This is a genomic window from Cellulomonas iranensis NBRC 101100 = JCM 18110, from assembly GCF_001552375.1.
In the GTDB taxonomy this organism is placed as follows: domain Bacteria; phylum Actinomycetota; class Actinomycetes; order Actinomycetales; family Cellulomonadaceae; genus Cellulomonas; species Cellulomonas iranensis.
In genome coordinates this window covers 23,059-48,663 of the sequence record NZ_BCRB01000002.1, presented here as the reverse complement: position 1 = coordinate 48,663, position 25,605 = coordinate 23,059, and the positions used below count along the sequence as shown (strand labels likewise).

The window sequence follows — 25,605 nt, the reverse complement described above, 5'->3', positions numbered from 1 at the left end:
CGACGATGGTGACGAAGGTCCTGCTCGCCTCACCGGACGAGCGCACGCTCGAGCGCATGAGCCAGGTGCTCGCCGAGGCCGAGGCGATCTCCCTGGTGCAGGTCGTCCGCGACGCGTCGAGCGTCGACGAGGCGCTCGTGCGCCACCCCGACCTCGACGTCCTCGTGGTCGACGAGCAGGTCGACTCGGGCCGGGGGCTCGCGGTCGCCCGCTCGGTCGGCGCGGCGAACCCGCTGCTCGGCGTCGTGATGCTGCTCGACCAGGCCGGTCCGGAGCAGTTCGCCGCCGCGATGGACTCCGGCGCGCGGTCGGTCCTGTCCCGGACGTCCAGCCTCGCCGAGATCGTCTCGCGCCTCGAGTCCGTGGCGCAGTGGGTCGCCGCGGCCCGCTCGGCGGTCTCCGCCGACGCGCGCGGCGGCCGCGCGGGCCGCGTCATCGCGGTCGCGGGGGCCAAGGGCGGCGTCGGCACGTCGACCGTCGCCCTGCTGCTGGCGCAGTCGCTCGTCGCGACGCGCAGCGTCGGTCTCGTCGACTTCGACCTGCAGTCCGGCGACCTCGCGGCCTACCTCGGTGTGCACACCCGGCGCTCGGTCGTCGACCTCGTCGACATCGCGGGCGAGATGACGGGGCGCATCCTGCGCGAGACGTCCTACGACGTGCCCGGCGGCCTGCGGCTGCTGTCGGCGCCGAACGACGGCGAGCGCGGCGAGGAGATGACGGCGCGCGCCGCGCGCTCCGTCGTCAACGCGCTGCGGTACCAGTACGAGGTCGCGATCATCGACGTCGGCTCGCACCTCACCGAGGCGACGGCCGTCGTCCTCGAGGAGGCCGACGCCGCCGTGCTGGTCGTCACGCCCGACCTGCCCGCGCTGCGCTCGGCACGGCGGACGCTGGCCATGTGGGAGCGGCTCGTCATCCGGCAGCAGGCCGGCGTGCAGGTGCTCCTCAACCGGCAGAACCGCCGCAACGAGGTGACCGAGAGCCTCGCCGCCAAGATCGTCGAGACGCGGATCGCCGCGACCGTGCCCGACGGCGGCCAGCCGTTCGAGTCCGCCATGAACACCGCGTCGGTCGTGACGGCCTCCGGGCCCGCGCACAGCGCGGCGGCGAAGTTCGCCGCGGTGCTCGCGGGCAGCGAGGTCGAGGAGAACCCCGCCGACGCCGTCGACGAGGCCTACGCCGAGGCGACCGCGGGCCGCGGCCGCCGCCGCGCGCGCGGCAACGACGACGGGCAGTCGGCCGTCGAGATGCCCGTCGCGTTCACCGTGGCGCTGCTCGTGCTGCTGCTGTGCGGGCAGGGCATCGCCTGGGGCACCGGTTACCTGCTGGCCCGCAACGCCGCGCACGAGGGGGCGCGGACCGTCGGGCTGCAGCCGTGGGGTCCCGCGACCGCCGGCTCCGCCCGCACGGTCGCGCTCGACGAGCTCACGGGCCCGTGGCGCTCGGGTGCCACCGTGGACGTGAGCCCGTCCGACGTGAGCGTCCACATCGTCGCGCCGACGGTCGTGCCGGGCGTCCGGCTCACGTCGTCGGTCTCCGCCCAGGTGCAGAGGGAGCAGTGATGCGCAGGATCGTCGCCCGGCTCTCCCCGCGGGACGACCGGGGCTCGGCCGCGGTCGAGCTCGTCGGGTACGTCACGATGGTCGTGCTCGCCGGCATGCTCTGCCTGCAGGGCGTGTACGTCTCGCAGGCGGGCGCCGTGGCGCAGCAGGCCGCGCGGGACGGCGCGCGCGCCCAGGCGCTCGGGCAGGACGTCGTGGGCGCCGCCCGCGCGCAGGTCCCGTCGTGGGCGCGGCTGCAGGACGTGCGCGCACGCACCGTGGGCGGCGCGTTCGTCGTCGAGGTCGACGTGCGCGTCCCGATCGTGGTGCGCGGCGTGACGTCCTCCGAGATCGTGGTGTCGCGCGACGCGACGATGCCGAGGAGCTGACGATGGCGCTGCGCGACCGCATCCAGCAGACCGAGCGGACCTCCGACGAGCCCGACCTCGTCGGCCACTACCGGGACCGGCTGCTCGAGGAGATCGACCTCGACGAGCTGTCCCGGCTCAAGCCGACCCAGCGGCGCGCGCGCCTCGAGCGGATCCTGTCGACGCTGCTGTCGGCCGACGGCCCCGTGCTGGCGTCGCGCGACCGTTCCGCGCTCATCCAGCGGGTCGTCGACGACGCCCTCGGCCTGGGCGTGCTCGAGCCGCTGCTGGCGGACGAGTCGATCACCGAGATCATGGTCAACGGACCGCGGGACGTGTTCGTCGAGCGCATGGGCCGGCTGCAGCGGGTCCCCACGACGTTCGCGTCCGAGGAGCAGCTCTTCCAGACGATCGACCGCATCGTCTCCACGGTGAACCGCCGCGTCGACGAGTCGTCGCCGATGGTCGACGCGCGCCTGCCCACGGGCGAGCGCGTCAACGTCATCATCCCGCCGCTCGCGCTCGACGGCCCGTCGCTGACGATCCGACGGTTCCCGCGGCCCTACCGGCTCGGCGAGCTCGTCGAGAAGGGCAGCCTCGACGTGCACGCCGCCCACCTGCTGGGGGCGTGCGTGCGCGCGCGGCTCAACATCATGATCTCGGGCGGTACCGGCACCGGGAAGACGACGTTCCTCAACGCGCTGTCGGGCCTCATCCCCGACCACGAGCGGATCGTCACGATCGAGGACGCGGCCGAGCTCTCGCTGCAGCAGGAGCACGTGGTGCGGCTCGAGTCGCGCCCCGCCAACGTCGAGGGCCGCGGCCAGGTCACGATCCGCGACCTCGTGCGCAACTCGCTGCGCATGCGACCCGACCGCATCGTCGTCGGCGAGGTCCGCGGCGGCGAGACGCTCGACATGCTCCAGGCGATGAACACCGGTCACGAGGGCTCGCTGGCCACCGTGCACGCCAACAGCGCCTTCGACGCCATGGGACGCCTCGAGACGCTCGCCTCGATGAGCGAGCTGGAGCTCCCGGTCGCGACCATCCGGGACCAGATCAACTCGGCGATCGACGTCGTCGTGCAGCTCGAGCGCGGCGTGGACGGCACGCGCCGCGTCTCGGAGGTCGCGGCGCTCGTCTCCAGCCGGCGCGACGACTACGTGCTCGCGCCCCTCGTGACGTTCGAGCAGGACCTGCTCGGCCCGGACCACAAGGTCACGGGGACCTTCCGCCGGTACCCGCTGCCGGACCTGCTGGCGGCCCGCCTGCGCCGGGCGGGGGAGTCCCTCGCGCCCGTGGGGAGCGAGCCGTGACGCCGGTCGTCATCCTCTTCCTGCTGTTCGCGACGCTCGTCCTGCTGGTCGTCACGGTCGCGGTGCTGCAGGAGGACGGCGCGCACCGCCGCCGGCTCCTCGCGGCGGTCGACGCCGACCGCGACCGCGGGTCGCAGGTGACGGACCGGCTGGACGACGCGCTGCGACGCACCCGGTGGGGTCAGCGGCTGACGGCCCTGCTCGCGGGCTCGGGCCTCGGCTCGCGCTCGCCGTCGCTCGTGATCGCGCTCGTGGGCAGCAGCACGGTCCTCGCCGCGGTCCTGACCTACGCGGTCGCAGGGCGCATCGCGGCGATCGTCGCGGGCGTCGTGGTCGTCGTGTCGTTCCGGCAGTGGCTCGAGCGCCGGCGCGAGGCCCGCATCGAGAAGTTCATCTCGCAGCTGCCCGAGCTCGCGCGCCTGCTCGCCAACGGTGCGCAGGCCGGTCTGGGCGTGCGTCGGTCGATCGAGCTCGCCGCGCGGGAGATGGACGAGCCCGCGAGCGGCGAGCTGCAGCAGGTCGCCTCCGAGCTCGCGATCGGGCAGAGCCTGCGGGTCGCGCTCGAGCACCTGGCCGAGCGGCTGCCCTCGCGCGAGCTCGTCGTGCTCGTGCAGACCCTCGTCATCCAGGGCAAGGCCGGCGGTGCGCTCGTCACGGCGCTGCAGAACATCGCGGCCACGCTCGACGAGCGGCGCCAGCTCCGGCGCGAGATCACGACCGCCGTCGTCGGTGCCACGTTCTCGGGCTACGCGGTCGTGCTCATCGGCGCGTTCTCGGTCGTGTTCATGAACCTGCTGTCGCCGGGCGCGCTCGACACGATGTTCGGCACGCTGCCGGGGCAGATCGCGCTCGTCGCGGCGGCGTCGTTGTTCCTGATCGGCTTCGTCGTGATCCGGCGGATCACGAAGGTGAGGTTCTGATGGCGCTGCTGATCGGCCTCGCCGCCGCACTCGTCACCGTCCTCGGGTTCAGCGGTGCGCGCATGCTGCGCACGACCGGCCTCGAGGAGGTCGAGGAGGGCATGCGCACGACGCCCGTCGCCCAGCGCGAGCGGGGCTTCGGCGCGTTCCTCGACCGGCTCGGCTCGTTGTTCCTCGGCACGACCATGCGCGCCTACGGCCCGGCGCGGCTGCGGCGCCTCGAGGAGACGATCCGGCGCGCCGGGCGCCCCGACGGCCTGACCCTCACGGTCTACCTGCGTCGCCAGGCGGCGTTCGTCGTCATCGGCGTGGTCGGACTCGTCGTCTTCCTGCTCGTCGGGCAGCCGTGGACGGGTCTGCTCCTGCTCCTGCTGCTGTGCGGGTGGATGCGGCTGTGGCTGATGTCGGCCGGGCGGCGGCGCCAGGAGCAGATCGACATGGAGCTCCCCGACTTCCTCGACGTCCTGGGCGTCACGGTCACCGCGGGCCTGGGCTTCCGGCAGGCCGTCGAGCGCGTGTGCGAGTTCCACACGGGACCGCTCGCGGAGGAGATGCGCACGGTCCTGCAGGAGATGAGCGTCGGCATCTCCCGCAGGCAGGCGTTCATCGCGATGCGTGACCGCACGCGGTCGGACGGCGTGGCGGCGTTCGTCACGGCGCTGCTGCAGGCCGAGGAGCTGGGCGTGCCCCTGTCGAGCGCGCTCGACGACATCGCCTCGGACGTCCGCAAGGAGCACGCGCAGCGCGTGCGGCAGGCGGCCGCGAAGGCCGCGCCCAAGGTCTCGCTCGTCGTCACCATGACGATCGTCCCCGGCACCCTCATCCTCATCGGCTCGTCGATCCTGCTCGCGAACCGTGAGGTCCTCAGTGGCATCTTCTGACGCCACCGCGGTCGTGGACCGCCCCGCGCACCTGGCGATCGGGCGGGTCACGCGCCTCCTGAGCGAGGTGCGGCTCGCGACGCTCGCGCTCGCGCTCGTCGCGGCGCTCGTGGCGGGCACGGCGGACGGCGCCGACCTGTGGGTCGTGCTGCTCGCGGTGCCGTTCTCGGTCTTCCCGGCGCTGTCGTGGGACGCCCGGGGCGCGCTCCTGTCGCGCTCGGGGATCCTGCTGGCCTGCGACCTGGTGACGACGGTGCTGGTGCTGCTGGCCCTGTCGGGCGAGATCATGACGGTCTACGCCGCTGCCACGGTCGCGCTGCTGGGCGTCCTGGTCGGGGCGCGGCTCGCGCTCGTCATGGCGCTCGCCATCGCGATGGTGCTGGTGTACGCGAACGCGCTTGACGCGACGGGCACGACCTGGCTCGTGGTGGCCGTCGGCTCGCTCGGCGTCATCGCGATGGCGGGTGCGGGCTCCGCGCTCGGCTCCTGGCTGCGCGCGCAGGACGTCGCGGCGCGCGAGGCGGCGCTCGCGCAGGTGCGCCGTGCGGCCACGCTCGAGCGCGTGCGGATCGCGCGGGACCTGCACGACACCGCCGCCGGCGACCTCGCGGGCGCGACCATGCTCAGCGGCACGCTGCTCGCGCGGCTCGAGCGCGAGGGCGCCGACGAGCGCACGATCGCGCTGGCCCGGCAGCTCGACGAGGCCTGCCGCGCCGCGCACCTCGACACGCGCACGGCGCTCGGCGAGCTCCGGCGCGCGGGTGCGATGCCGGTCGACGACCTCGTGGACGCGTGCCGGAGGTGGACGCGGGACGTCGGGACGCCCGTCGAGCTCGACGTCGACCCGGCGTACGCGGAGGTCGACGTCGAGCTCGCGGGCGACGTGCGGGCGATGGTGCTCGAGCTGCTCGAGAACGTCCGGCGGCACGCCGGGGCCAACCGGGTCGAGGTCGAGGTCCGGGTGTCCTGCGGCGGTCTGACGCTGACGGTCACGGACGACGGCCGCGGCATGGACCAGGTGCCGCCCGCACCCGACCTGGTGGCGGACGGCCACTACGGCCTGCAGGGCATCGACGAGAGGGCGGCCGCGTGGCGCGGCAGCGTCGAGCGCGGCCCGGCCCCGGGCGGGGGCCTGCGCACGCGTGTGACCCTCGCGCTCACTCCCGAGACGGTGGAGGCTAGATGAGGATCCTGGTGGTGGACGACAACGCGCTGATCCGGCTCGGGCTGCGGGCGGCGCTCGAGGAGCTCGACGACGTCGAGAGCGTCGACGAGGCCGGCGACGGTCAGGCGGCGGTCGACCGGGTGGCGCAGGGCGACGTCGACGTCGTGCTGCTGGACGTGCGCATGCCCGGCCGCGACGGCCTGTCGGTGCTGCCCGAGCTCGTCGGGCGCACGACCGTCGTCATGCTGACCAACACGGACGACATGGCGGCGGTCAACGAGGCGATGCGCGCGGGCGCGGCGGGGTACGTGATCCACGGCTCGCTCGAGCCGGCGGGGATCGGCGCGGCCATCCGCGCGTGCCTCGCGGGCGGCCGCGTGGTGTCGGGGCTCGAGCCGTGGGTGTCGCCCGCCGACCCGCCGCCGCCGCCCGCGGCAGGCGTCGCGTCACGCGACGACCTGTCCGCGCGCGAGGCCGAGATCATGGACGTGGTCGCGCAGGGGCTGACGAACACGCAGATCGCACGCCGCCTCTTCCTGTCCGAGAAGACGGTGAAGAACCACATCAACCGCATCTTCGCGAAGCTGGGCGTGACCAACCGCGCGCACGCGGTGGCGGTCTGGCTGGGCACCGCCCCTGGGCCCGGGGACCCAGGGGCGAATGGGACCGGGATGGGTCCTGGGCCGCTCGTGGGCGGGGCGCCGCGACCGTAGCGTCTTCACCGTCAGCACAACGACCTCGGGGCGCTGGCCCCACGCTCAGGAGGAAACACCATGGAGAACCTCACGCGCCGCGCCATCGCCGCCCGCCTCGCCTTCACGGGCCTCGTGCTGGGCGCGCTGCGCCGCGACGACCGTGGCCAGGGCTCTGTCGAGTACGTCGGTATCATCCTGGTCGTCGTGGCGATCATCGGGATCGTGATCGCGGCGGCCTCGGGTCTCGGCGGCACGATCGTCAGCAAGCTCACCGAGGCCATCAACAGCATCGGCTGACCCAGCCACCCGGCCGGACGTGGCCGGGACACCGGTCCGGCCGCCCGTGGGGCGGCCGGACCGGTCTCGTCGTCCAGGAAGGTCCTCCATGCGCCGTGCCCGTCTGACCGCCGTCGCCCTCGCCGTCGTGCTCTCGGCCACCGCCTGCACGGGGTCGGACCCGGAACCCGGTCCGACGACGACGGGAGCGCAGCCCACGTCGTCCGCCCCGGCGGACGACGGGTCGGTCGTGGTGGAGGTCGAGCACCTCGGGGCGCCGGTCGAGCTGACCGTGCACCCCGTGCAGGTCGTCGGGGAGCACGCGCTGCTCACGGTCGACTACACGATGGGCGACGACGCACCCGCGGGCACGAACCTCTCGATCGCGGCCCTGCTGCGCAACGCGGGGTCCTTCCTCAACGTCGGCAAGCTGCGGCTGGTCGACCCGGAGGGCATGCGCGCGTGGGAGGTCGGCCGGGACGGCGGCACGTCGGTCTCGACCAGCGGCGACGCGCTCAACCTGGCGCCGGGCGGGTCGGTGACCTCGGAGGCGTTCTTCGCCGCGCCGGACGCGACGAGCGTCGACGTCCTCTTCCCGTACTTCGGGCTCGTCGAGGACGTGCCGGTCGTGACGGGGCAGGACGTCGGCACGACGCCCGAGGACCTCGGCGCGACCGCCACGGCGGTCTACCCCGAGGGTGGCGTCGAGGTCTTCTCGGTCGCGTACGACGGCGCCGCCAGCACCCAGGTGCAGGCGGAGGACGCGACCGTCACGCTCGCGTCCGACGTGCTCTTCGCGACCGACGTCTCCGACCTCACGCCCGAGGCCGGAGCGGCCGTCGACGCGGCGGCTGCGCAGATCGCGGCGGCGGCCCAGGAGGGCGAGGTCGTCGTCACCGGCCACACCGACGACGTCGGCTCGGACGACTACAACCTGGCGCTGTCCGACCGCCGTGCGGCGTCCGTGGCCGCGCGCCTCGGCCAGACCCTCGGCGGCGGCTTCACGCTCCGCACCGAGGGCAAGGGCGAGACGGAGCCCGTCGCGTCGGGCACGAGCCCGGAGGCCCGCGCCGCCAACCGCCGCGTCGAGGTCCGCTTCACCGTCGCGCAGGCCGGCCAGGCGCTCGAGGTCACGACCGGCGACGTCGCGGTGCCCGAGCCGACGGGCGCCGTCGGCACGGCGGGCTCGCCGGTGCAGGTCGACGTGGCGGGCGCCACGTGGGCCGTGAGCGCGACCGAGGTGCGCCGCAGCGGACCGTTCCTCGTCGGGTCGCTCGAGATCGAGCGCGTGTCGTCCGGCACGGGTGCGCCCGTCGGGCTGTTCGGCGACTTCGCCGAGGGGCGGCTGCTGTCGCGCGGGCTGTCGTCGACCACCCTCACCGCGGGCGCCTACGGCGCGACCCTGCTCGGCGAGGGGTCCTACCTGTACCCGGCCGACTACCTGCGCGGCGACGCCGACGGCGACGACGCGCGAGGGGTCCTGGCGGACCAGTTCGTCGACGCCCCGCTGTCGCAGGGCGAGTCCGTCACCGTCACGGTCCTGTGGCCCGACTCGGGCCAGGACTCCGTCACCGTCGACGCGCAGGGCCGGTTCCGCATCACCGACGTCCCCGTCGAGGGCTGACGCCGCGGCTCCCCGCCCCGGCGCCGCCCCGAGCAGAGAGCGAGCACCGCATGTCCTGGACCACGCCGCGCGCGTCCGCGCGACGCGTCGACTGGCGCACGGTGGCGCTGTTCGTCGTGCTGGACCTGCTCACCTTCGCGCTCCTGTACTGGCTGCTCCTGCCGGCGTTCGCGACCTTCCTCCTCGCGATCGACCCGACCACCGCGCTCGCGATCGGCTGGGTGCTCTCGGCCGTGCGACTCACGTGCGTCGGCGTCGTCGCGGTGCGCTCCTACCGGAGCCGGCGCGGCTTCGACGAGCGCCGCGAGGTGCTGCCGACCGTCGTCGTCGCGGCGGCGGTCGCGTGGTCGCTGCAGCTCGTCCTCGGCGTCCTCGGCGCCCTCGCGAGCGGGACGTCGCTGTGGTCGTGGCGCCTGGCGCTGGACCTGCTCACGTGGGTGGCCTTCCCGCTGCTGTCCGTGCTGTTCGTCTCGCCCGGCGAGGCCGAGCGGCTCCCGCTGCGCTACCGCAGGTCGCTCGCCGACGACCGGGGCGCGACGAACCTGCTGATCATCCCGGCGGTCGCCGGCCTCGTCGCGGCCGCGCTGCTCGTGGTCGCGGTCGTCGGGTCGGCGACCTCGGACGCACGCGAGTCGCGCACGGCCGCCGACGCGGCCGCCCTCGCCGCGGCCGACACCTGGCGCGACGGCGTGCGGGGTGCGTTCGACCGCGCGCGGTGGGCGAGCGACGCCGACGACTTCTGGGACTTCGCCGGGACGGACCTCGGCGCGTTCACGGGGGGCGCGATGGTCGGGTCGGCGCGGTCCTTCGCGCAGGCCAACGACGCCGAGCTCCTGTCGCTCGACGTCGACGTGCCCCGCGCGCGGGTGACCGTGCGCGTGCGCAGCCTCGACGCGGTCCCGCACTCCGGCAAGCGCGTCGAGCAGGTCGCCACCGCCGAGCTGCGCCTGAGCTCGGGCGTGTGCCGTTCGGGTCGCACGCTCGGCTACCTCGTGCGCGGCACGTGCCGCACGGTGGCGCCGGCACCGACGCCCACCCCGACGCCGACGCCGACGCCCACCCCCGACCCGGACGACCCGGACTGGACGCCGCCGCCCCCGCCGCCCCCGCCGCCGCCGTTCGCGCCGCCGTCGGGCATCGGCGCGTTCCTCGCGGAGACGCGACTGGTGGCGGGCCCGTGACGCGGCGCCGGCTGGGCCCTGCGACCCGGGTCGGGCCTGGGCCCCGTGGGGGAGCCCGGGCCCACGACCGGGCCGCGGCCCGCTCTGTAACGTCCGTCGTGAACCGAGGAGGCAGGCGATGAGCAAGGGTCACGACGGGTGCCGGCCGTCGGACGCGCGCACCGCGCGCGTCCGCGGCGACGAGGGCGCCGGGCTGGTCGAGTACGTCGGTGCGGTCGCCGTGGTCGTGGCGCTCATCGCGGGCATCGCGATGTGGGTGCTGCCCGTGGGCGACACCATCGTCGCGAAGCTGTGCGACGCGTTCGACGCGGACTGCGGCGGCGCCGGTCAGATCGACGTCGACCGCGAGCCCGAGCGGGCCTGCACGCTCGGCACGGACACCACGACGGTCCAGGCGGGCGTCTCGATCGCGTTCGTCGACCTCGGCAGCGAGGGACAGCTGTCGGTCGACCGGCTCAGCGACGGCACGTACCGCGTGACGCTGAACGGCGACGTCGCGGTCAAGGCCGTCGCGAGCGCCGGCGAGGCGCACGGCGGTCTCGAGATCATGGGCTACGGCGGCTCGGTCGAGCTGAGCGCCGAGGCGGCCGCGGGCCTGCACGCCGGCGGCGGTGCCGAGTTCACGTTCGACTCGATCGAGGACGTCCAGGACTTCAACGGCTGGGTGCAGCGCAAGTTCGCGCAGAACGTCGTCGCGTCCGCCACGGGGCCCGCCGCGCCGCTCGTCGGCATCGGCCTCGAGGGCGTCTCGCAGCTCATCGACTGGGTGACGGGCAACACGTACGTGCCGCCGGTCCCGAGCGCGGTGTACGCCGAGGGCGGCGTCGTCGCCAACGCGGGCGCCGGTGTCGGGGTCGGCGTGGCCGGCGGCTCGGCGTCGATCGACTACTCGAACGCGCTCGGCACCAAGATCGACACGAAGACCGGCGACATCACCGTGTACTCCAAGGTCGAGCTGACCGCCGAGGCGGCCGCCCAGCTGGGCTTCTCCAGCAGCGACCCGAACTGGGGGCAGGGCGGCGAGGTCAGCGGCCAGGTCCAGCTCGTCGTCGCGGCGACGGTCGGGCCGGACGGCCAGCTGAACCACGTCTCGCTCGACGGTGCGGCGTCCTCCGAGGGCGCGTACGCGCTGAGCAACGGCGCCGGCTACCCGATCGGCGACGGCTACGGCAAGGGGCTGACGCTCACGGCCGACTTCGCGGTCACCGACCGGAACCGCACGCAGGTGACGGCGGCGCTCGCGGGCCTCGGCGCCGTGGCCGTCGCGGGCCAGCCCTCGATGGCGACCTCGGCGGCGATCCCGCTGATCTTCGACGAGGCGCGGCGCAGCGGTGACATCACCGCGCAGTTCGTCGACGTCAGCTCGCAGGACCTCCTGGCGGCGGCCCTCTCGCTCAAGGCGCCGGCCGTCGGTGGCCTAGGGTTCAGCCTCGGGGCGTCGACGTCGTCGTCGGAGACGACGGACGCGTACTACATGACGCCGACGGGCTGGAAGGAGTGGAGCGGGTGCGCTGCATGAGGGTGCTGGGTGCCGCGGTCGCGGTGGTGGCGGCTCTGACGTTGTCGGCCTGCTCGCAGGACGCGGCCGAGGGTGAGGGCGGCGCGTCGTCCACGGCGCCCACGGCACCGACCGGGGGGTGGGACATCACGACGCTCGAGGGCGTCGACGGGGCGTCCCGCTCGACGGTCGACGGCATCGGGATCGACGTGCCCGCGGACTTCACGTCCGACGAGCGCACGTCGGGCGAGGACACGACGCAGCTCGTGCTGCAGCGCGAGGGCGCGGCGCGCTCCGAGGTGAACCTCACGGTCACGCGCGACGAGGACGTCGACGACGCCGGCGTCGACGCGGCCGCCGCGACGGCGTTCGCGCAGCTGGGCGCGTCGGGCATCGCGAGCGACCTCGAGCAGGTCCCGCTGACGTGGGAGGGCTTCGGTCACGCCGTGGCCGTGCGCGGCGTGCTCACGCTCGACGACGGCACCGAGCTCGACGTCGAGTACGTGACCACGCGCGACCCCGCGGGCACGCGCGTCGTCGGCGTGTGGGCCGAGGCCCCGCGCGGCGGTCTCGCGGACTCGGTCGCCTACGAGGTGCTGCGCACCGTGCGCGTCGACGGCTGACCGGGTGGACCCGGTCACGGGGGTGCAGCCCCTGAGCCCGCTCGCGACGGCGGCCCTGGTGGGCGTCGGCGGCGTGCTCTTCCTGGTGGTGTTCGCGGTCGCGTTCTCGTACGTGTACCGGCGCCACCGGGTGTTCCGGCGCGGGCTGCGCGGCACGGGGCGCGTCCTCGAGGTGCGTGCGACCCGCGTCATGGAGCGACGGTCTGTCACGGAGCGTCCGACGGTACGGGTCGTGGTCGCCACGGCCGCCGTCCCGGGGGGCGTGCTGACGGATCAGAAGCTGCCTGCGGGGGAGTACCAGCCGGGGCAGGAGGTGCCCGTGGTCCAGGACCCGCGCGACCCCCGCCGCCTCTACGTCGACCGGCCCGACCTGGAGCGGCCCGGCTTCCTGGTCGGCGCCATGGCGACGGGTCTCGTCATCTTCCCGCTCGTGCTCGTGCGCGGCCTCGTGCTGGTGCTCGCGGGCGGCTGAGGTCGCGTCTCCCGGGGCACGCGCCGGGTCGCCCGGGTCCCGGACGCGACGCCGGAGCCCGCTCGCGGGGCGACTAGGCTGGGCTGCGTGACGCAGACCCCCGAGCCCGCGACGCCCCCCCAGCCCACGGCCCACCGCCCGGTCCTCGTCGTCGACTTCGGCGCGCAGTACGCGCAGCTGATCGCGCGCCGCGTGCGCGAGGCGAACGTGTACTCCGAGATCGTGCCGCACACGGCCACGGTCGAGCAGATGCTGGCCAAGGACCCCGCGGCGATCATCCTGTCGGGCGGGCCGTCGTCGGTGTACGCCGACGGCGCGCCGTTCGTGGGGCCCGAGCTGTTCCAGGCGGGCGTGCCCGTGCTGGGCATCTGCTACGGCTTCCAGGCGATGGCCAAGGCCCTGGGCGGCACGGTCGCGCAGACCGGCCAGCGCGAGTACGGCGGCACCGCCGTCGAGATCACCGACGCCGGGACCGTGCTCGAGGGGAGCCCCGAGCAGCAGACGGTCTGGATGAGCCACGGCGACGCGGTGCACGCCGCGCCCGCGGGCTTCGAGGTGCTCGCGACGAGCGCCGGCAGCCCCGTCGCGGCGTTCGAGGACCGCGAGCGGCGCCTGTACGGCGTGCAGTGGCACCCCGAGGTCAAGCACTCGCCGCTGGGCCAGGACACGCTCGAGAACTTCCTCTACCGGGGCGCGGGCCTGACCCCCGACTGGAACCCCGGCAACGTCATCGCCGAGCAGGTCGAGCGCATCCGCGCGCAGGTCGGCGACGCGCGCGTCATCTGCGGGCTCTCGGGCGGCGTGGACTCGTCCGTGGCGGCCGCGCTCGTGCAGCGCGCCGTCGGCGACCAGCTCACGTGCGTGTTCGTCGACCACGGGCTGCTGCGCACCGGCGAGGCCGAGCAGGTCGAGCAGGACTTCGTCGCCGCGACGGGCGTGCAGCTCAAGGTCGTCGACGCGCGCGAGCGGTTCCTCACGGCGCTCGCGGGCGTGTCGGACCCGGAGACGAAGCGCAAGATCATCGGGCGCGAGTTCATCCGCGTGTTCGAGGACGCCGCGCGCGAGGTCGTCGAGGACGCCGGCGCGCACGGCGAGGACGTGAAGTTCCTCGTCCAGGGCACGCTGTACCCCGACGTCGTGGAGTCCGGCGGCGGCGAGGGCGCGGCCAACATCAAGTCGCACCACAACGTGGGCGGCCTGCCCGACGACCTGCAGTTCGCGCTCGTCGAGCCGCTGCGCACGCTGTTCAAGGACGAGGTGCGCGCGGTCGGCCTCGAGCTGGGCGTGCCCGAGTCGATCGTGTGGCGCCAGCCGTTCCCCGGCCCCGGCCTGGGGATCCGCATCGTCGGCGAGGTCACCGCCGAGCGCCTCGAGACGCTGCGTGCGGCCGACGCGATCGCGCGCGAAGAGCTGACGCGCGCGGGGCTGGACCGCGAGATCTGGCAGTGCCCGGTCGTGCTGCTGGGTGACGTGCGGTCCGTCGGCGTGCAGGGCGACGGGCGCACCTACGGGCACCCGATCGTGCTGCGGCCCGTGTCGTCGGAGGACGCCATGACGGCCGACTGGACCCGCCTGCCGTACGACGTGCTCGCGACGATCTCCACGCGCATCACCAACGAGGTGCCCGAGGTCAACCGCGTCGTGCTCGACGTCACGAGCAAGCCGCCGGGCACGATCGAGTGGGAGTGACCGGCGACGACGAGAGGACCAGCGTGAGCACCGAGGCGAACGGCCCCGTCCCGACCCCCGCCGCGGCGCCCGCGCCCGAGGTGGCCGCGTGGGCCCGCAAGGCCCGCGGCTCGCTGCGGCGCTACCGCGTCATGGCGTGGGTCACGGGCGTGATGCTGCTGCTGCTGTGCGTCGAGATGGTCCTCAAGTACGTCCTGCAGGTCCCCGGGTTCAACGTCGAGGGCGACCCGCGGTCCGAGGCCGCGCGGATCATCGCGATGGTGCACGGCTGGGTGTACGTCGTGTACCTCGTCACGGTCTTCGACCTGTGGTCGACGCTGCGCTGGCGTCTCGGGCGGCTCGTGACGATGGCGCTCGCGGGCGTCGTTCCGGTCATGTCGTTCGTGCTCGAGCGCCGCGTGCACCGCGACGCGGCGGCGCGCATCGACGCCGTCGTCCCCGCGGAGGCCTGACCGGCGTGCGGGTCGTCCACGTCTCGGACTGCTTCGCGCCGCGCACGGGCGGCATCGAGACGCAGGTCGGGGACCTCGCACGTCACCAGGCCCGCGCGGGGCACGACGTGCACGTGCTCACGGCGACGCTCGGCGAGGGCGGTGAGCGCGGCGGCGTCGTCGACGTCGAGGACGGCGTGCACGTGCACCGGCTGGGGGCCCGGCTGCCGTTCGACCTGCCCGTCAACCCGCTGACCGGTGCGCGGCTGACGCGCGCGGTGCTGCGGGACCTGCGGCCGGACGCCGTGCACGTGCACGCGGGCGTCGTGTCCCCGTTCGCGTTCGACGGCGTGCGCGTCGCGACCGCGCTGGGCCTGCCGACCGCGATCACGTGGCACTGCATGCTCGACGGCCTCGCCGACATCGGCCGCCACGTGGTGCCCCGCACCCGCTGGCGCGACGTCCCCGCCGCGCTGAGCGCCGTCAGCGGTGCCGCCGCCGAGCGCGTGCGCGCCCTGTTCGACGCGCGCGTCGACGTCGTGCCCAACGGCATCGACCTCGAGGCGTGGGCGCCGGCGCCGGACGCGCCCGTGGTGCACGACGGCCCGGTGCACCTGGTCGCGACCATGCGCCTCGCGCCCCGCAAGCGGGCCGTGCCGCTGGTCGACGTGGTCGCCGCGGCCGCGCGACGGCTGCCGCCCGGTGCGCTGCGGCTCACGCTCGTCGGCGACGGGCCGGCGCGCGACGCCGTGCGCGCCCGCGTGGCCGCCGCGGGGCTGCAGGACGTCGTGGACCTGCGCGGCCGCCTGCCGCGTGCGCAGGTGCGCGAGACGTACGCCGACGCCGACGTCTTCCTCGCTCCGGCGCGGCTCGAGGCGTTCGGGATCGCCGCGCTCGAGGCGCGCACGGCGGGGCTCGCGGTGCTCGCGCACGCCGGGACCGGCGTGGGGGAGTTCGTCACCGACGGGCTCGACGGCTTCCTCGTCGCGGACGACGCGGAGATGGTCGAGGCGGTCGTGCTGCTCGCACGCGACCGCGAGCTGCTCGCCGCGATGCGCACGCGCGCGTGCACGACACGGCCGCCGTTCGACTGGGAGCACGTGCTGGCGGCCGCCGACGCGCAGTACGCGCGCGCTGCCGGGCTCGCCGCGCGCTGAGCCCGGGCTTCCCGGCAGCGGGGCGGACGCACGCGTGCTCCGTCCGCGGGACACCGGGCGGAACGGGCATCGTGGACGTGCCGAACGCCCGCAGCGGTGGGAAACTGAGGCTGACCTGCGCTTTCGTGTATCGTCGCAGGTCCAGGGGGGCGTCGGGCCTTTGGTCCGGGGTCGAGAAGCGAGTCACCCGCACGGGTGATACGTCGCGGTACCCCGAGGGACCAGAGTCCCACGGGATCCGCTCGACCTGCGACGACGCTTTCTTACGTGAGCACGACCGCTCACCGGGACCGGCAGCGATGCGGTCCCGACCGTGGGGGTACACCGCAAGCCGATCGGGGAGAACGACCATGTCCGCAGTGCAGAGCAAGCCCGCCCACATCAAGGCCCTGGCGATCGTCGTCATGGTGTTCGGCGCGCTCTTCGCCGTCGCCGGCACGGGCACCTGGATCGCCGTGTCCAGCAACCTGCGCGCCGAGCAGATCACCGTGTCCGAGGACGCCGCGGCGTTCGGCGGCGCGATCGTCGACACGCCGTGGGAGGCGTGGGCGCAGGCCGACATCATCAACCACCACGCGCTCGACGCGTCGGGCGGCAAGACCTACTCGCAGCTCGACCGCGAGGACCCGGTCCGCGAGACCATGATGAACGGCTCGTTCCTGCGGGCCTCGCTGTTCACCTCGGTCGTCGCGTTCGGCGTCGCCCTGCTGGTCTTCGGCCTCGGCGTCGTCTTCATCATCACCGGCGAGACCCTGCGTCGCATCGCCGCCCGGGTCGAGGCGACCACCGCCGCGCCCGTCGTCCAGAACGTCTGAGCACCCGCTCCCTCCACGGGTCGCGCCCCGCGCGGTCCGGTGAGCGGACCGCACGGCAGACGCACGAAGGCCGGTACCCGACACGGGTACCGGCCTTCGGTCGTCCCGCCGGGGCGCACGGTTCCTCCACCGTGCGCCCCGGCGGCGGTTCAGCGCGGCACCCGGGCCTCGCGGCCACGGCGCATCCCCTGCACGAGCGGGCCGAGGATGAGCCCCACGCCCGCCAGGATCAGCAGCACGATCGCCGCGAGCTCGACGTCGATCGTGTACCCCGCGGCGACGAGCAGCACGCCCACGCCGAGCAGGACGCCGATGAGCCCTCCGACGACCGTGCTGACCCGCACGCCCGGCCGCGGGGCGGTCGCCGCCGGCGGGGTGACGCCGACGGGCGCCTGGTCCGGCGTCCCCGGGGCGTGGGCGGCGTCGGCGGGTGCCGCCAGGGGCTGCGTCTCGTCCGTGCTCATGCTGCGTCCTCCTCGATGATCCTGACCTCGCCGACGCCCGAGCTGATCTCCAGCACCAGGTCGGGCGTCCCCGCCTCGGCCGCGGCGTCCTCGAACACCACCTCGCCGAGCGCGATGCCGCTGCGCTCGTGGTAGTCGTCGTCCAGCCGCCACGAGACCTTGCCGATGCCCGCCGACACCTCGGCGCGCACCGCCGCGTCGGTCGGCACGACGACGGTGAGGTCGCCGGCCCCGATCGAGATCGGCACGTGCAGCGTGTCCCGCGTGATCGGCAGACCCGTGAGGTCGACCCGCGACTGGCCGAACCCGAGGCTGACGCCGTTCGCGGCGACCTTGCGGTTCGTGACCGTGACGTCCGACGCCGCGGGGGCGTCGCTGCGCCACACGACGGGGAAGTCGCCGCGCCAGTCGTCCGACTGGTGGGCGAGCGCGCCCGGCACCCACACCAGCGCGGCGACGACGCTCGCGACGCCCAGGAGGCCGCTGCGGCGGCCCCGGAACCCGAGCGAGATCCGGCCGAGGCCCGCGAGGACCAGGAAGACGCCCCCCGCGGTGAGCCACACGGGACCGTCGAACGTGCCGGTGCGCTCGGCCAGCATGAGCGCGCCCAGCGCGACGACGCTCAGCCCGACGACCGTCGCGACCGTGGTCGCGTCGGGGCCCGGACGGCGCTGCCGCGGCGGACGCGGGGGCGCGGGCGGCGGCACGGGGGCGCCACCCGCGGGGGCGCTGCCGTAGGGCGGTGCCGGCGGACCCGGGGGCACGGGCGGCGTGGCGGCGCCGTACGTGCCGGTCGGGGGCAGCGGGGTCGTCGTGCGGGCGGACCACGCCGCCGCGGGCGTCGTCGCGCCGGCCGTCGGTGCGGCCGTCGCCGCGGGCGGCGTGCCGTACGCGGGTGCCGGACCCGACGCGGCGGGGCCGCCCGGCGGGGGCGTGGGCTGCCACGGCCCGCGCGCCCGGCCGCGGCGCTGCATCGACGTCACGACCAGGACGAGCAGCCCGACCAGGAGCACGGCCCAGAGCAGGCCGGCGAGCGCGCCGCCGCCGTCCCAGAACCACCACCAGCCGTCGCCGCGCGCGAGCCCGACCACGACCACGACCAGCGACCCGAGCAGCGCGCCGTCGGTCTCCCCGGCCAGCAGCCGCTCGAACAGGATGCGACCGTCGCGGGCGTCCGGGAGCAGCGCCCAGGCCACGCCGTACAGCACGAGGCCGAAGCCGCCGAGCAGGAACGACACCGCGAGGACGCCACGCACGACCAGGGGGTCGACGCCGAGCCGGTCGGCGAGACCGCCGGCGACGCCGGCGACCCAGCGGTCGTCGGACCGGTGCAGGCCCGAGCGGCGGATGCCCGACCAGAACGACGACGTCGAGGGCGGCGCGGGGGGCGTGGCGCCCGGCTGGGGGCCCGTGCCGGGCGTCGGGCCCGGCGAGCCGGTGCCGGCACCGGCGGGAGTCTGCGTGTCCATGGCTCGATCCTGCCGGTCGCGGTACCCCGGGCACATCGGGGACCGCCCCTGAGGGCACCCTGGGACGCACCCCCAGATCCCGGGCGCCGGCCCCTGAACCTCCGTCCCGGTGCGTGCCCCGGCGGGTGCGCGCGTGTGACGATCGGGGCGTGACCACCGCCCCCGCGCCGTTCGGCGCGCCCCCGCGCCCGGCCGCCGTGCCGCGCGTGCGGCTGCCGCTGCGCCGCCCCGAGCAGGGGCGCTGGTTCGCCGGCGTCGCGACCGGGCTCTCCGCGCACCTCGCGCTCCCCGCGGCCGTCGTGCGCGTGGCGCTCGTGCTGCTGGTGCCGTTCGCGGGCACCGGCCTCGCGCTGTACGTGTTCTGGTGGCTCGCGGTCCCCGTGGGCGACCCGGCGGCCGCCGCGGCCGCGGCGCGGCCCAGCACGCTGCAGCGCCTCGCGCGGCGGCAGCCGCTGCGGGCGGACGGACGGCGCGTGCCGTGGGCCGAGCTCGCGCTCGGCGCGCTCCTCGTGCTCGCGGCCGCCGTGCTCGTCGCGATGCGGCTCGGCGCGCAGATCGACGCGGCGTGGGCGCTGCCCGTGCTCGTCGTGCTGCTGGGCCTGGCGCTGGCGTGGAGCCAGCTGGACGCCGTGCAGCGCTCGCGGGGCGACGGCCGTCGCATCAGCGTGCTGCGGCTCATCGGCGGCGGGCTGCTCGCGGGGGCCGGCGTGCTGCTGCTCGCGGGTCAGGTGGGCGGGCAGGGCGTCGAGCCCGCGCTGCTCGTGCAGTCGGCCGTGGCGGGTCTCGCGGTGCTGCTGGGCGTCGGCCTCGTGCTCGCGCCCTGGTGGGTGCGGCTCGTGCGCGAGCTCGGCGACGAGCGTGCGGCACGTGCGCGGGAGGCCGAGCGCGCGGACATCGCGGCGCACCTGCACGACTCGGTGCTGCAGACGCTCGCGCTGATCCGCGCGCGCGCCGACGAGCCCGTCGAGGTCGCGCGCATGGCCCGTGCCCAGGAGCGCGAGCTGCGCGAGTGGCTGTACGACGACCGGCACGAGCCGGGTACGTCGCTCGTCGCGGCGCTGCGCGCCGTCGTCGCGGAGGTCGAGGACTCGCGGTCGGGGCCGAGCGGCGAGGCGGTGGCCGTCGACGTCGTCGTCGTCGGCGACCGCGTGCCCGAGCCCGACACGCTCGCGCTGCTGCAGGCGACGCGCGAGGCGCTCGTCAACGCGGTCGTGCACGGCCGCCCGCCCGTGTCGCTGTACCTCGAGGTGGGGCCCGAGCTGGTCGAGGTGTTCGTGCGCGACCGCGGCGACGGCTTCGACCTCGACGCGGTCGGTCCCGACAGGTTCGGCGTGCGGGAGTCCATCATGGGGCGCGTACGGCGGCGCGGCGGGACCGCGCGCGTCAGCAGCAGCCCCGAGCGGGGCACGGAGGTGCACCTCGCGATGCCGGTCGGTCGCGGCGGCTCCGGGACGGACGAGGACGAGGAGCGGGGCGCGTGAGCGAGCAGGTCGACGTGGTGCTGGTCGACGACCACCACATGTTCCGGGCGGGCGTGCGCGCGTCGCTCGACGCGCGCGTGCGGGTCGTGGGGGAGGCGTCGGACGTCGACGAGGCCGTGCGGGTGGTGCACGAGCTCGCGCCGCCGGTGGTGCTGCTCGACGTGCACCTGCCGGGCGGCGACGGCGGCGGCGGCGCCGAGGTCGTGCGGCGGTGCGTCGACGTGCCCGGCACGCGGTTCCTCGCGCTGTCGGTGTCCGACGCGTCCGAGGACGTGGTCGCGGTGATCCGCGTCGGCGCGCGCGGGTACGTCACCAAGAACATCGACCCGCAGACGCTGTCGGACGCCGTGCTGCGGGTCGCGGGCGGCGACGCGGTGTTCTCGCCGCGCCTCGCGGGGTTCGTGCTCGACGCGTTCGGCACGGCCGCGGGCGACGTCGCGACGGGCGACGACGAGCTCGACCGGCTCTCGGCGCGCGAGCGCGAGGTCATGCGGCTCATCGCGCGCGGGTACACGTACCGCGAGGTCGCGGGGGAGCTGTTCATCTCGGTGAAGACGGTCGAGACCCACGTGTCGGCGGTGCTGCGCAAGCTGCAGCTGTCGAACCGCAACGAGCTGACCCGGTGGGCGGCGGCGCGCCGGCTGCTCTGAGCCGGCGCGCGGGCGGGGCGCCGACGGACACCGCCGCGGTCCACGGACAGCGGCGCGGGCCACGGACAGCGGCGTGCGCCTGCCCGCCGAGCCGGGAGCCTGTCCGGCGGTGCGGTGCGGTGGCGTGGCGGTTGCCACGTGCTGCGGACGGTCGCAGCGATCTGACAGCGTGTCAGATCGCCTAGGGTGGGGTCATGGACGTGGTCTACGGAGTTCTCGTGGTGCTCCACCTGCTCGGGTGGGCGATGGTGTTCGGCGGCGTGCTCGCCGGGTTGAAGGGCGTGACCCTCAACCCGGGCACGTTCCACGGCGTGCTGACGGCGCTCGTGACCGGCATCGTGCTGGTCGGGCTCGCGTCGTCCGGCGTCGCGGGGCACGAGCCGAACAACGTGAAGATCGCCGTCAAGCTCGTGGTCGCGCTGGCCGTGACCGCGCTCGTGGTGGTCGGGCGCCGACGCCCCGACGTCGTGACGCGGGGCTACCTCGGCGGGATCGCCGGTCTGACGGCGCTCAACGTCGCGATCGCCGTGCTCTGGCGCTGACGCCGGTGCCGGTGCCCGGCACCGGCACGGCGGGCAGCGTCCCGCCGTGTCGGTGGCGGCGCCTAGGCTGGGTGCTGCCATGACGTCGCTGTTCGACTCCCTGCCCCTGTTCGGCCCCGCCACCACCCGCTCGCACGCGGGCGAGTCGTCGGGGCTGCCGCTCGTCGTCCCCCCGCGCGGCGACGACGCGACCGCCGACGAGCGCAGCGCCGCCGACGAGGCCCGCGCGGCCGCGCTGCTCGACGGCCTCAACCCGCAGCAGCGCGCGGCCGTGCTGCACGCGGGCGGCCCGCTGCTCATCGTCGCCGGCGCCGGGTCGGGCAAGACCCGCGTGCTCACGCACCGCATCGCGCACCTCCTCGCGACGCGGCGTGCGCGCGCGGGCGAGATCCTCGCGATCACGTTCACCAACAAGGCCGCGGCCGAGATGCGCGAGCGCGTCGAGCAGCTCGTCGGCCCGTCGGCGCAGCGCATGTGGGTCTCGACGTTCCACTCGGCGTGCGTGCGCATCCTGCGGCGCGAGGCCGCGACGCTCGGCCTGCGCACGAGCTTCTCGATCTACGACCAGGCGGACTCGCAGCGGCTGCTCACGCTCGTCGCGCGCGAGCTCGAGCTCGACCCGAAGAAGTACCCGGCCAAGTCGCTGGGGCACAAGATCTCGGCGCTCAAGGACGAGCTGGTCGACCCCGACGCGTTCGCGGCCAGCAACGGCGGCGGCCGCGCCGACGAGTTCGACACCGTGCTCGCGCAGGTCTACACGCGGTACCAGCAGCGCCTGCAGCAGGCGAACGCGCTCGACTTCGACGACCTCATCATGCGGACGGTGCACCTGCTGCAGGCGTTCCCGCAGGTCGCCGAGCACTACCGGCGACGGTTCCGGCACGTGCTGGTCGACGAGTACCAGGACACCAACCACGCGCAGTACGTGCTGGTCCGCGAGCTCGTCGGCGTCGGCGCGCAGGACGACGCCGGCGCGCCGGAGGGCGTGGGGCGCGGCGAGCTCACGGTGGTCGGCGACGCCGACCAGTCGATCTACGCGTTCCGTGGTGCGTCCATCCGCAACATCCTCGAGTTCGAGGCCGACTACCCGGACGCCACCACGATCCTGCTCGAGCAGAACTACCGCTCGACGCAGACCATCCTCTCGGCCGCCAACGCGGTCGTGTCCAAGGTGCCGGGGCGCCAGCCCAAGCGGCTGTGGACCGACTCGGGCGCGGGCGCGCAGATCGTCGCGTACGTCGCCGACGACGAGCACGCCGAGGCGCGGTTCGTGGCCGAGGAGATCGACCGCCTCGGCGACTCCGACGGCGTGCGCCCCGGTGACGTCGCGATCTTCTACCGCGCCAACGCGCAGTCCCGCGCGCTCGAGGAGGTGCTCGTGCGCGTCGGCCTGCCCTACAAGGTCGTCGGCGGCACGCGCTTCTACGAGCGCAAGGAGATCAAGGACGCGATCGCCTACCTGCGCGCGGTCGCGAACCCCGACGACGACGTCAGCACGCGACGCATCCTCAACGAGCCCAAGCGCGGCCTCGGGGAGCGCTCGGAGTCGATGGTCGCGGCGTTCGCCGAGCGCGAGCGGATCTCGTTCGGCGCCGCGCTCGCGCGCCTCGACGAGGTGCCGGGGCTCGGCACGCGCGCGGTGACCGGCCTGCGGGCGTTCCAGGAGATGCTCGACGGGCTGCGCGACCTCGCCGCGTCGGGCGCCGGTCCGGCGCAGGTGCTCGGCGCCGTGCTCGACCGCAGCGGCTACCTCGCGAACCTGCGCGGCAGCGACGACCCGCAGGACGGCTCCCGCGTCGACAACCTCGCCGAGCTGCACGCGGTCGCCTCCGAGTTCGAGGAGTCCGACCCCGAGGGCGACCTCACCGACTTCCTCGAGCGCGTGTCGCTCGTCGCGGACTCCGACCAGATCCCGACGCCCGACGGCGCCGACGCCGAGGCGGAGGCGGCCGCCGCGGCGGCCGCGGGCGTCGTCACGCTCATGACGCTGCACACCGCCAAGGGGCTGGAGTTCCCGGTCGTGTTCCTCACGGGCATGGAGGACGGCACGTTCCCGCACATGCGGTCGCTGGCCGACCCCGACCAGCTCGCCGAGGAGCGGCGCCTCGCGTACGTCGGGCTGACGCGCGCGCGGCAGCGGCTGTACGTGTCGCGCGCCGCGCTGCGGACGGCGTGGGGCACGCCCAACGAGTTCCCGCCCAGCCGGTTCCTCGACGACATCCCCGACGAGCTCGTCGACTGGCGTCGCCGGGAGTCCTCGACGTCGCGGCTGCGCGGCGGCTGGGGCTCCGGGTTCGGCTCCGCAGGTCGCGGGTCGTCGTCGTGGTCGGAGCGGGGGTCGTCCGGCGCGGGCAGCGGGCCCGTGCGCACCGAGCGGCGCGAGCCGCTGCCGCGCACCGGTGCGTCGTTCGGGTCGGCGACACCCCGCGGGGACGTGCCCGACCTCGACGTCGGCGACAAGGTCACGCACGACTCGTACGGGCTCGGCACCGTGATCGCGATCGAGGGCGCCGGCCAGAACGCCGTCGCGAAGATCGACTTCGGGACGCACGGCGCGAAGCGCCTGCTGCTCCGGTACTCACCCGTCACGAAGCTCTGACCCCGCGCGTCGCACGGGCCGGTGGCTCCGTCTCCCCAGGAAGGCCCACGTGCTGAAGGTCATCGCCCAGGACCTCATCGAGGTCGCCGCGATCGACACGGTGATGCCGCTGTACCGCGAGCTCGTCGTGCTGACGCGCCAGGAGCCGCGCAACATCAGCTACGACCTGTACGTCGACAGGGACGACCCGGGGCACTTCGTGTTCGTCGAGACCTGGCCGGACCAGGAGGCGCTCGACGAGCACTGCGCGAGCGAGCACTTCCGCCGCCTCGTGCCGCAGATCGACGCCTTCCAGCGCGGCAAGGACACCTACATCCTCATGGCGGACGCCTTCCCGGACCTCGCGCGGGAGCCACGCGCCGAGGGCGTGCGACGGCGGCACGACGTGCCCGCCGCACCGCCGCGACCCGCACCCGGCCCCGACGCGAGCGACGTGACCCCGCCCACAGTCTCTTGATGTCGAGGGACCTCGGTCCCGGCGATACGATCACTGCGGCGACGCGGCCGCACCGGGCCGCCGCGGTGGTGACGAGAGGAACCGGACCAGGTGGACCTGTTCGAGTACCAGGCACGTGACATCTTCGAGAAGCACGGCGTGCCCGTGCTCGGCGGCATCGTCGCCACGACGCCCGACGAGGCCCGCGCGGCGGCGGAGCGCCTGCTCCCGCCCGAGGGCGGCGTGGTCGTCGTCAAGGCCCAGGTGAAGACGGGCGGTCGCGGCAAGGCGGGCGGCGTCAAGATCGCCCGGTCCGCCGACGAGGCCGCCGAGAAGGCCGGCGAGATCCTCGGTATGGACATCAAGGGCCACACCGTGCACCGCGTGATGGTCGCGGCCGGTGCGCGCATCGCCCAGGAGTTCTACTTCTCGCTGCTGCTCGACCGCGCCGAGCGTCGCTACCTCGCGATGTGCTCGGTCGAGGGCGGCATGGAGATCGAGCAGCTCGCGGTCGAGCGCCCCGACGCGCTCGCCAAGGTCGCGGTCGACCCGCGCACGGGCATCGACCAGGCCAAGGCCGACGAGATCGTCGCCGCCGCGGGCTTCGCCCCCGAGCTCGCGCCGAAGGTCGCCGACGTGCTGCAGAAGCTGTGGACCGTGTACCGCGAGGAGGACGCGACGCTCGTCGAGGTCAACCCGCTCGTGCTCACCGAGGAGGGCGACGTCGTCGCGCTCGACGGCAAGGTCACGCTCGACGCCAACGCGGACTTCCGGCACGCGGACCACGCCGAGCTCGAGGACGCGGCCGCGGCCGACCCGCTCGAGGCGCGCGCCAAGGAGAAGGACCTCAACTACGTCAAGCTCGACGGCGAGGTCGGCATCATCGGCAACGGCGCCGGGCTCGTCATGAGCACGCTCGACGTCGTCGCGTACGCGGGTGAGGCGCACGGCGGGGTCAAGCCCGCCAACTTCCTCGACATCGGCGGCGGCGCGTCCGCGGAGGTCATGGCCGCGGGCCTCGACATCATCCTGTCCGACCCGCAGGTGAAGTCGGTGTTCGTCAACGTCTTCGGCGGCATCACGGCGTGCGACGCGGTCGCGAACGGCATCGTCGCGGCACTCGAGATCCTCGGCGACGAGGCGTCCAAGCCGCTCGTCGTGCGCCTCGACGGCAACAACGTGGTGGAGGGCCGCGCGATCCTCGCGCAAGCCGCGCACCCGCTCGTGACGCTCGCCGACACGATGGACGGCGGGGCCGACAAGGCCGCCGAGCTCGCCCACACCGCCTGAGACCCCCCGACCAGAGAGAAGC

Annotated in this window: 25 protein-coding genes; 23 read left to right on the top strand and 2 right to left on the bottom strand. The window is 74.8% G+C overall.

The features are described 5' to 3' along the window. Positions 1–5 precede the first annotated feature (5 nt). The 17 genes from CS2_RS00665 to CS2_RS00585 all read left to right on the top strand — a co-directional run bounded on the left by CS2_RS00665 (position 6) and on the right by CS2_RS00585 (position 16,652). The gene (locus tag CS2_RS00665; protein ID WP_143320211.1) at positions 6–1,562 is read left to right on the top strand and encodes a CpaE/TadZ family protein; all 1,557 of its coding nucleotides are present in this window, start codon (positions 6–8) and stop codon (positions 1,560–1,562) included. Further along, positions 1,562–1,930, top strand: a complete 369-nt coding sequence (locus tag CS2_RS00660; RefSeq protein ID WP_156441930.1) for a TadE/TadG family type IV pilus assembly protein — start codon at positions 1,562–1,564, stop codon at positions 1,928–1,930. The genes CS2_RS00665 and CS2_RS00660 overlap by 1 nt, the downstream gene beginning before the upstream one ends. Before the next feature lie 2 nt (positions 1,931–1,932). Then, positions 1,933–3,225: a TadA family conjugal transfer-associated ATPase gene (locus CS2_RS00655; RefSeq protein ID WP_046528920.1), complete on the top strand. Its 1,293-nt coding sequence runs from the start codon at positions 1,933–1,935 to the stop codon at positions 3,223–3,225. Then, positions 3,222–4,145 carry a type II secretion system F family protein gene (locus tag CS2_RS00650; RefSeq protein ID WP_046528919.1) on the top strand — a complete coding sequence of 308 codons (924 nt, stop codon included), beginning with the start codon at positions 3,222–3,224 and terminating at the stop codon, positions 4,143–4,145. Before CS2_RS00655 ends, CS2_RS00650 begins: the two co-directional genes overlap by 4 nt. Continuing rightward, positions 4,145–5,026: a type II secretion system F family protein gene (locus tag CS2_RS00645; RefSeq protein WP_052748262.1), complete on the top strand. Its 882-nt coding sequence runs from the start codon at positions 4,145–4,147 to the stop codon at positions 5,024–5,026. Before CS2_RS00650 ends, CS2_RS00645 begins: the two co-directional genes overlap by 1 nt. After that, on the top strand, positions 5,013–6,212 hold the full coding sequence (locus tag CS2_RS00640; RefSeq protein WP_134850608.1) for a sensor histidine kinase: 1,200 nt from the start codon (positions 5,013–5,015) through the stop codon (positions 6,210–6,212). The genes CS2_RS00645 and CS2_RS00640 overlap by 14 nt, the downstream gene beginning before the upstream one ends. Continuing rightward, entirely contained in the window at positions 6,209–6,904 is a 696-nt protein-coding gene (locus CS2_RS00635) for a response regulator transcription factor (RefSeq protein WP_082739583.1), read from the top strand. Before CS2_RS00640 ends, CS2_RS00635 begins: the two co-directional genes overlap by 4 nt. 60 nt (positions 6,905–6,964) lie before the next feature. Further along, entirely contained in the window at positions 6,965–7,183 is a 219-nt protein-coding gene (locus tag CS2_RS00630) for a hypothetical protein (protein WP_046528916.1), read from the top strand. Positions 7,184–7,271: 88 nt separating this feature from the next. After that, complete coding sequence (locus CS2_RS00625; RefSeq protein ID WP_070318451.1) at positions 7,272–8,786, top strand: OmpA family protein; 1,515 nt, start codon at positions 7,272–7,274, stop codon at positions 8,784–8,786. A 50-nt stretch (positions 8,787–8,836) separates the two neighbouring features. Next, positions 8,837–9,967: a hypothetical protein gene (locus CS2_RS19355; RefSeq protein WP_046528914.1), complete on the top strand. Its 1,131-nt coding sequence runs from the start codon at positions 8,837–8,839 to the stop codon at positions 9,965–9,967. 118 nt (positions 9,968–10,085) lie between these two features. Further along, on the top strand, positions 10,086–11,486 hold the full coding sequence (locus CS2_RS00615) for a hypothetical protein (RefSeq protein ID WP_070318450.1): 1,401 nt from the start codon (positions 10,086–10,088) through the stop codon (positions 11,484–11,486). Continuing rightward, entirely contained in the window at positions 11,483–12,088 is a 606-nt protein-coding gene (locus CS2_RS00610) for a hypothetical protein (protein ID WP_134850611.1), read from the top strand. Before CS2_RS00615 ends, CS2_RS00610 begins: the two co-directional genes overlap by 4 nt. Before the next feature lie 22 nt (positions 12,089–12,110). Then, entirely contained in the window at positions 12,111–12,560 is a 450-nt protein-coding gene (locus CS2_RS00605) for a DUF3592 domain-containing protein (protein ID WP_169798607.1), read from the top strand. Between the two features lie 87 nt (positions 12,561–12,647). After that, positions 12,648–14,249 carry a glutamine-hydrolyzing GMP synthase gene (guaA, locus tag CS2_RS00600; protein ID WP_070318447.1) on the top strand — a complete coding sequence of 534 codons (1,602 nt, stop codon included), beginning with the start codon at positions 12,648–12,650 and terminating at the stop codon, positions 14,247–14,249. Between the two features lie 23 nt (positions 14,250–14,272). Beyond that, positions 14,273–14,701, top strand: a complete 429-nt coding sequence (locus CS2_RS00595) for a DUF3817 domain-containing protein (protein ID WP_082739595.1) — start codon at positions 14,273–14,275, stop codon at positions 14,699–14,701. 5 nt (positions 14,702–14,706) lie between these two features. Continuing rightward, positions 14,707–15,837 carry a glycosyltransferase family 4 protein gene (locus CS2_RS00590; RefSeq protein ID WP_070318446.1) on the top strand — a complete coding sequence of 377 codons (1,131 nt, stop codon included), beginning with the start codon at positions 14,707–14,709 and terminating at the stop codon, positions 15,835–15,837. A 350-nt stretch (positions 15,838–16,187) separates the two neighbouring features. Then, positions 16,188–16,652 carry a hypothetical protein gene (locus CS2_RS00585; RefSeq protein ID WP_046528907.1) on the top strand — a complete coding sequence of 155 codons (465 nt, stop codon included), beginning with the start codon at positions 16,188–16,190 and terminating at the stop codon, positions 16,650–16,652. A 149-nt stretch (positions 16,653–16,801) separates the two neighbouring features. On the opposite strand, the gene CS2_RS00580 is transcribed toward CS2_RS00585, so the two are convergent. Both CS2_RS00580 and CS2_RS19615 read right to left on the bottom strand, forming a co-directional pair. After that, positions 16,802–17,116: a hypothetical protein gene (locus tag CS2_RS00580; protein WP_070318445.1), complete on the bottom strand. Its 315-nt coding sequence runs from the start codon at positions 17,114–17,116 to the stop codon at positions 16,802–16,804. After that, positions 17,113–18,585, bottom strand: coding sequence for a PspC domain-containing protein (locus CS2_RS19615; protein ID WP_070318444.1), 1,473 nt, complete (start codon positions 18,583–18,585; stop codon positions 17,113–17,115). Before CS2_RS19615 ends, CS2_RS00580 begins: the two co-directional genes overlap by 4 nt. A gap of 149 nt (positions 18,586–18,734) precedes the next feature. On the opposite strand from CS2_RS19615, the gene CS2_RS00570 reads away from it, so the two are divergent. The 6 genes from CS2_RS00570 (at position 18,735) to sucC (ending at position 25,583) form a co-directional block, all read left to right on the top strand. After that, a complete protein-coding gene (locus CS2_RS00570; RefSeq protein ID WP_070318443.1) occupies positions 18,735–20,066 on the top strand; it encodes an ATP-binding protein in 1,332 nt (443 codons plus the stop codon). After that, positions 20,063–20,716: a LuxR C-terminal-related transcriptional regulator gene (locus tag CS2_RS00565; RefSeq protein WP_046528903.1), complete on the top strand. Its 654-nt coding sequence runs from the start codon at positions 20,063–20,065 to the stop codon at positions 20,714–20,716. Before CS2_RS00570 ends, CS2_RS00565 begins: the two co-directional genes overlap by 4 nt. Before the next feature lie 194 nt (positions 20,717–20,910). Beyond that, positions 20,911–21,258 carry a hypothetical protein gene (locus tag CS2_RS00560; protein WP_070318442.1) on the top strand — a complete coding sequence of 116 codons (348 nt, stop codon included), beginning with the start codon at positions 20,911–20,913 and terminating at the stop codon, positions 21,256–21,258. Between the two features lie 79 nt (positions 21,259–21,337). Further along, positions 21,338–23,857, top strand: a complete 2,520-nt coding sequence (pcrA, locus tag CS2_RS00555; protein WP_070318441.1) for a DNA helicase PcrA — start codon at positions 21,338–21,340, stop codon at positions 23,855–23,857. Between the two features lie 49 nt (positions 23,858–23,906). Then, positions 23,907–24,314: a putative quinol monooxygenase gene (locus CS2_RS00550; protein WP_082739581.1), complete on the top strand. Its 408-nt coding sequence runs from the start codon at positions 23,907–23,909 to the stop codon at positions 24,312–24,314. Positions 24,315–24,404: 90 nt separating this feature from the next. Further along, entirely contained in the window at positions 24,405–25,583 is a 1,179-nt protein-coding gene (sucC, locus tag CS2_RS00545; RefSeq protein ID WP_070318440.1) for an ADP-forming succinate--CoA ligase subunit beta, read from the top strand. Positions 25,584–25,605: the final 22 nt, after the last annotated feature.

Excerpts from the sequence above, each read along its gene's own strand:
- CS2_RS19615 (WP_070318444.1), bottom strand. The coding sequence starts at position 18,585 with ATGGACACGCAGACTCCCGCCGGTGCCGGCACCGGCTCGCCGGGCCCG.
- CS2_RS00665 (WP_143320211.1), top strand. The coding sequence starts at position 6 with ATGGTGACGAAGGTCCTGCTCGCCTCACCGGACGAGCGCACGCTCGAG.
- CS2_RS00630 (WP_046528916.1), top strand. The coding sequence starts at position 6,965 with ATGGAGAACCTCACGCGCCGCGCCATCGCCGCCCGCCTCGCCTTCACG.
- CS2_RS00645 (WP_052748262.1), top strand. The coding sequence starts at position 4,145 with ATGGCGCTGCTGATCGGCCTCGCCGCCGCACTCGTCACCGTCCTCGGG.
- CS2_RS00655 (WP_046528920.1), top strand. The coding sequence starts at position 1,933 with ATGGCGCTGCGCGACCGCATCCAGCAGACCGAGCGGACCTCCGACGAG.
- CS2_RS00560 (WP_070318442.1), top strand. The coding sequence starts at position 20,911 with ATGGACGTGGTCTACGGAGTTCTCGTGGTGCTCCACCTGCTCGGGTGG.
- CS2_RS19355 (WP_046528914.1), top strand. The coding sequence starts at position 8,837 with ATGTCCTGGACCACGCCGCGCGCGTCCGCGCGACGCGTCGACTGGCGC.
- CS2_RS00615 (WP_070318450.1), top strand. The coding sequence starts at position 10,086 with ATGAGCAAGGGTCACGACGGGTGCCGGCCGTCGGACGCGCGCACCGCG.
- CS2_RS00585 (WP_046528907.1), top strand. The coding sequence starts at position 16,188 with ATGTCCGCAGTGCAGAGCAAGCCCGCCCACATCAAGGCCCTGGCGATC.
- pcrA (WP_070318441.1), top strand. The coding sequence starts at position 21,338 with ATGACGTCGCTGTTCGACTCCCTGCCCCTGTTCGGCCCCGCCACCACC.
- CS2_RS00580 (WP_070318445.1), bottom strand. The coding sequence starts at position 17,116 with ATGAGCACGGACGAGACGCAGCCCCTGGCGGCACCCGCCGACGCCGCC.
- CS2_RS00660 (WP_156441930.1), top strand. The coding sequence starts at position 1,562 with ATGCGCAGGATCGTCGCCCGGCTCTCCCCGCGGGACGACCGGGGCTCG.
- CS2_RS00635 (WP_082739583.1), top strand. The coding sequence starts at position 6,209 with ATGAGGATCCTGGTGGTGGACGACAACGCGCTGATCCGGCTCGGGCTG.
- CS2_RS00625 (WP_070318451.1), top strand. The coding sequence starts at position 7,272 with ATGCGCCGTGCCCGTCTGACCGCCGTCGCCCTCGCCGTCGTGCTCTCG.
- CS2_RS00610 (WP_134850611.1), top strand. The coding sequence starts at position 11,483 with ATGAGGGTGCTGGGTGCCGCGGTCGCGGTGGTGGCGGCTCTGACGTTG.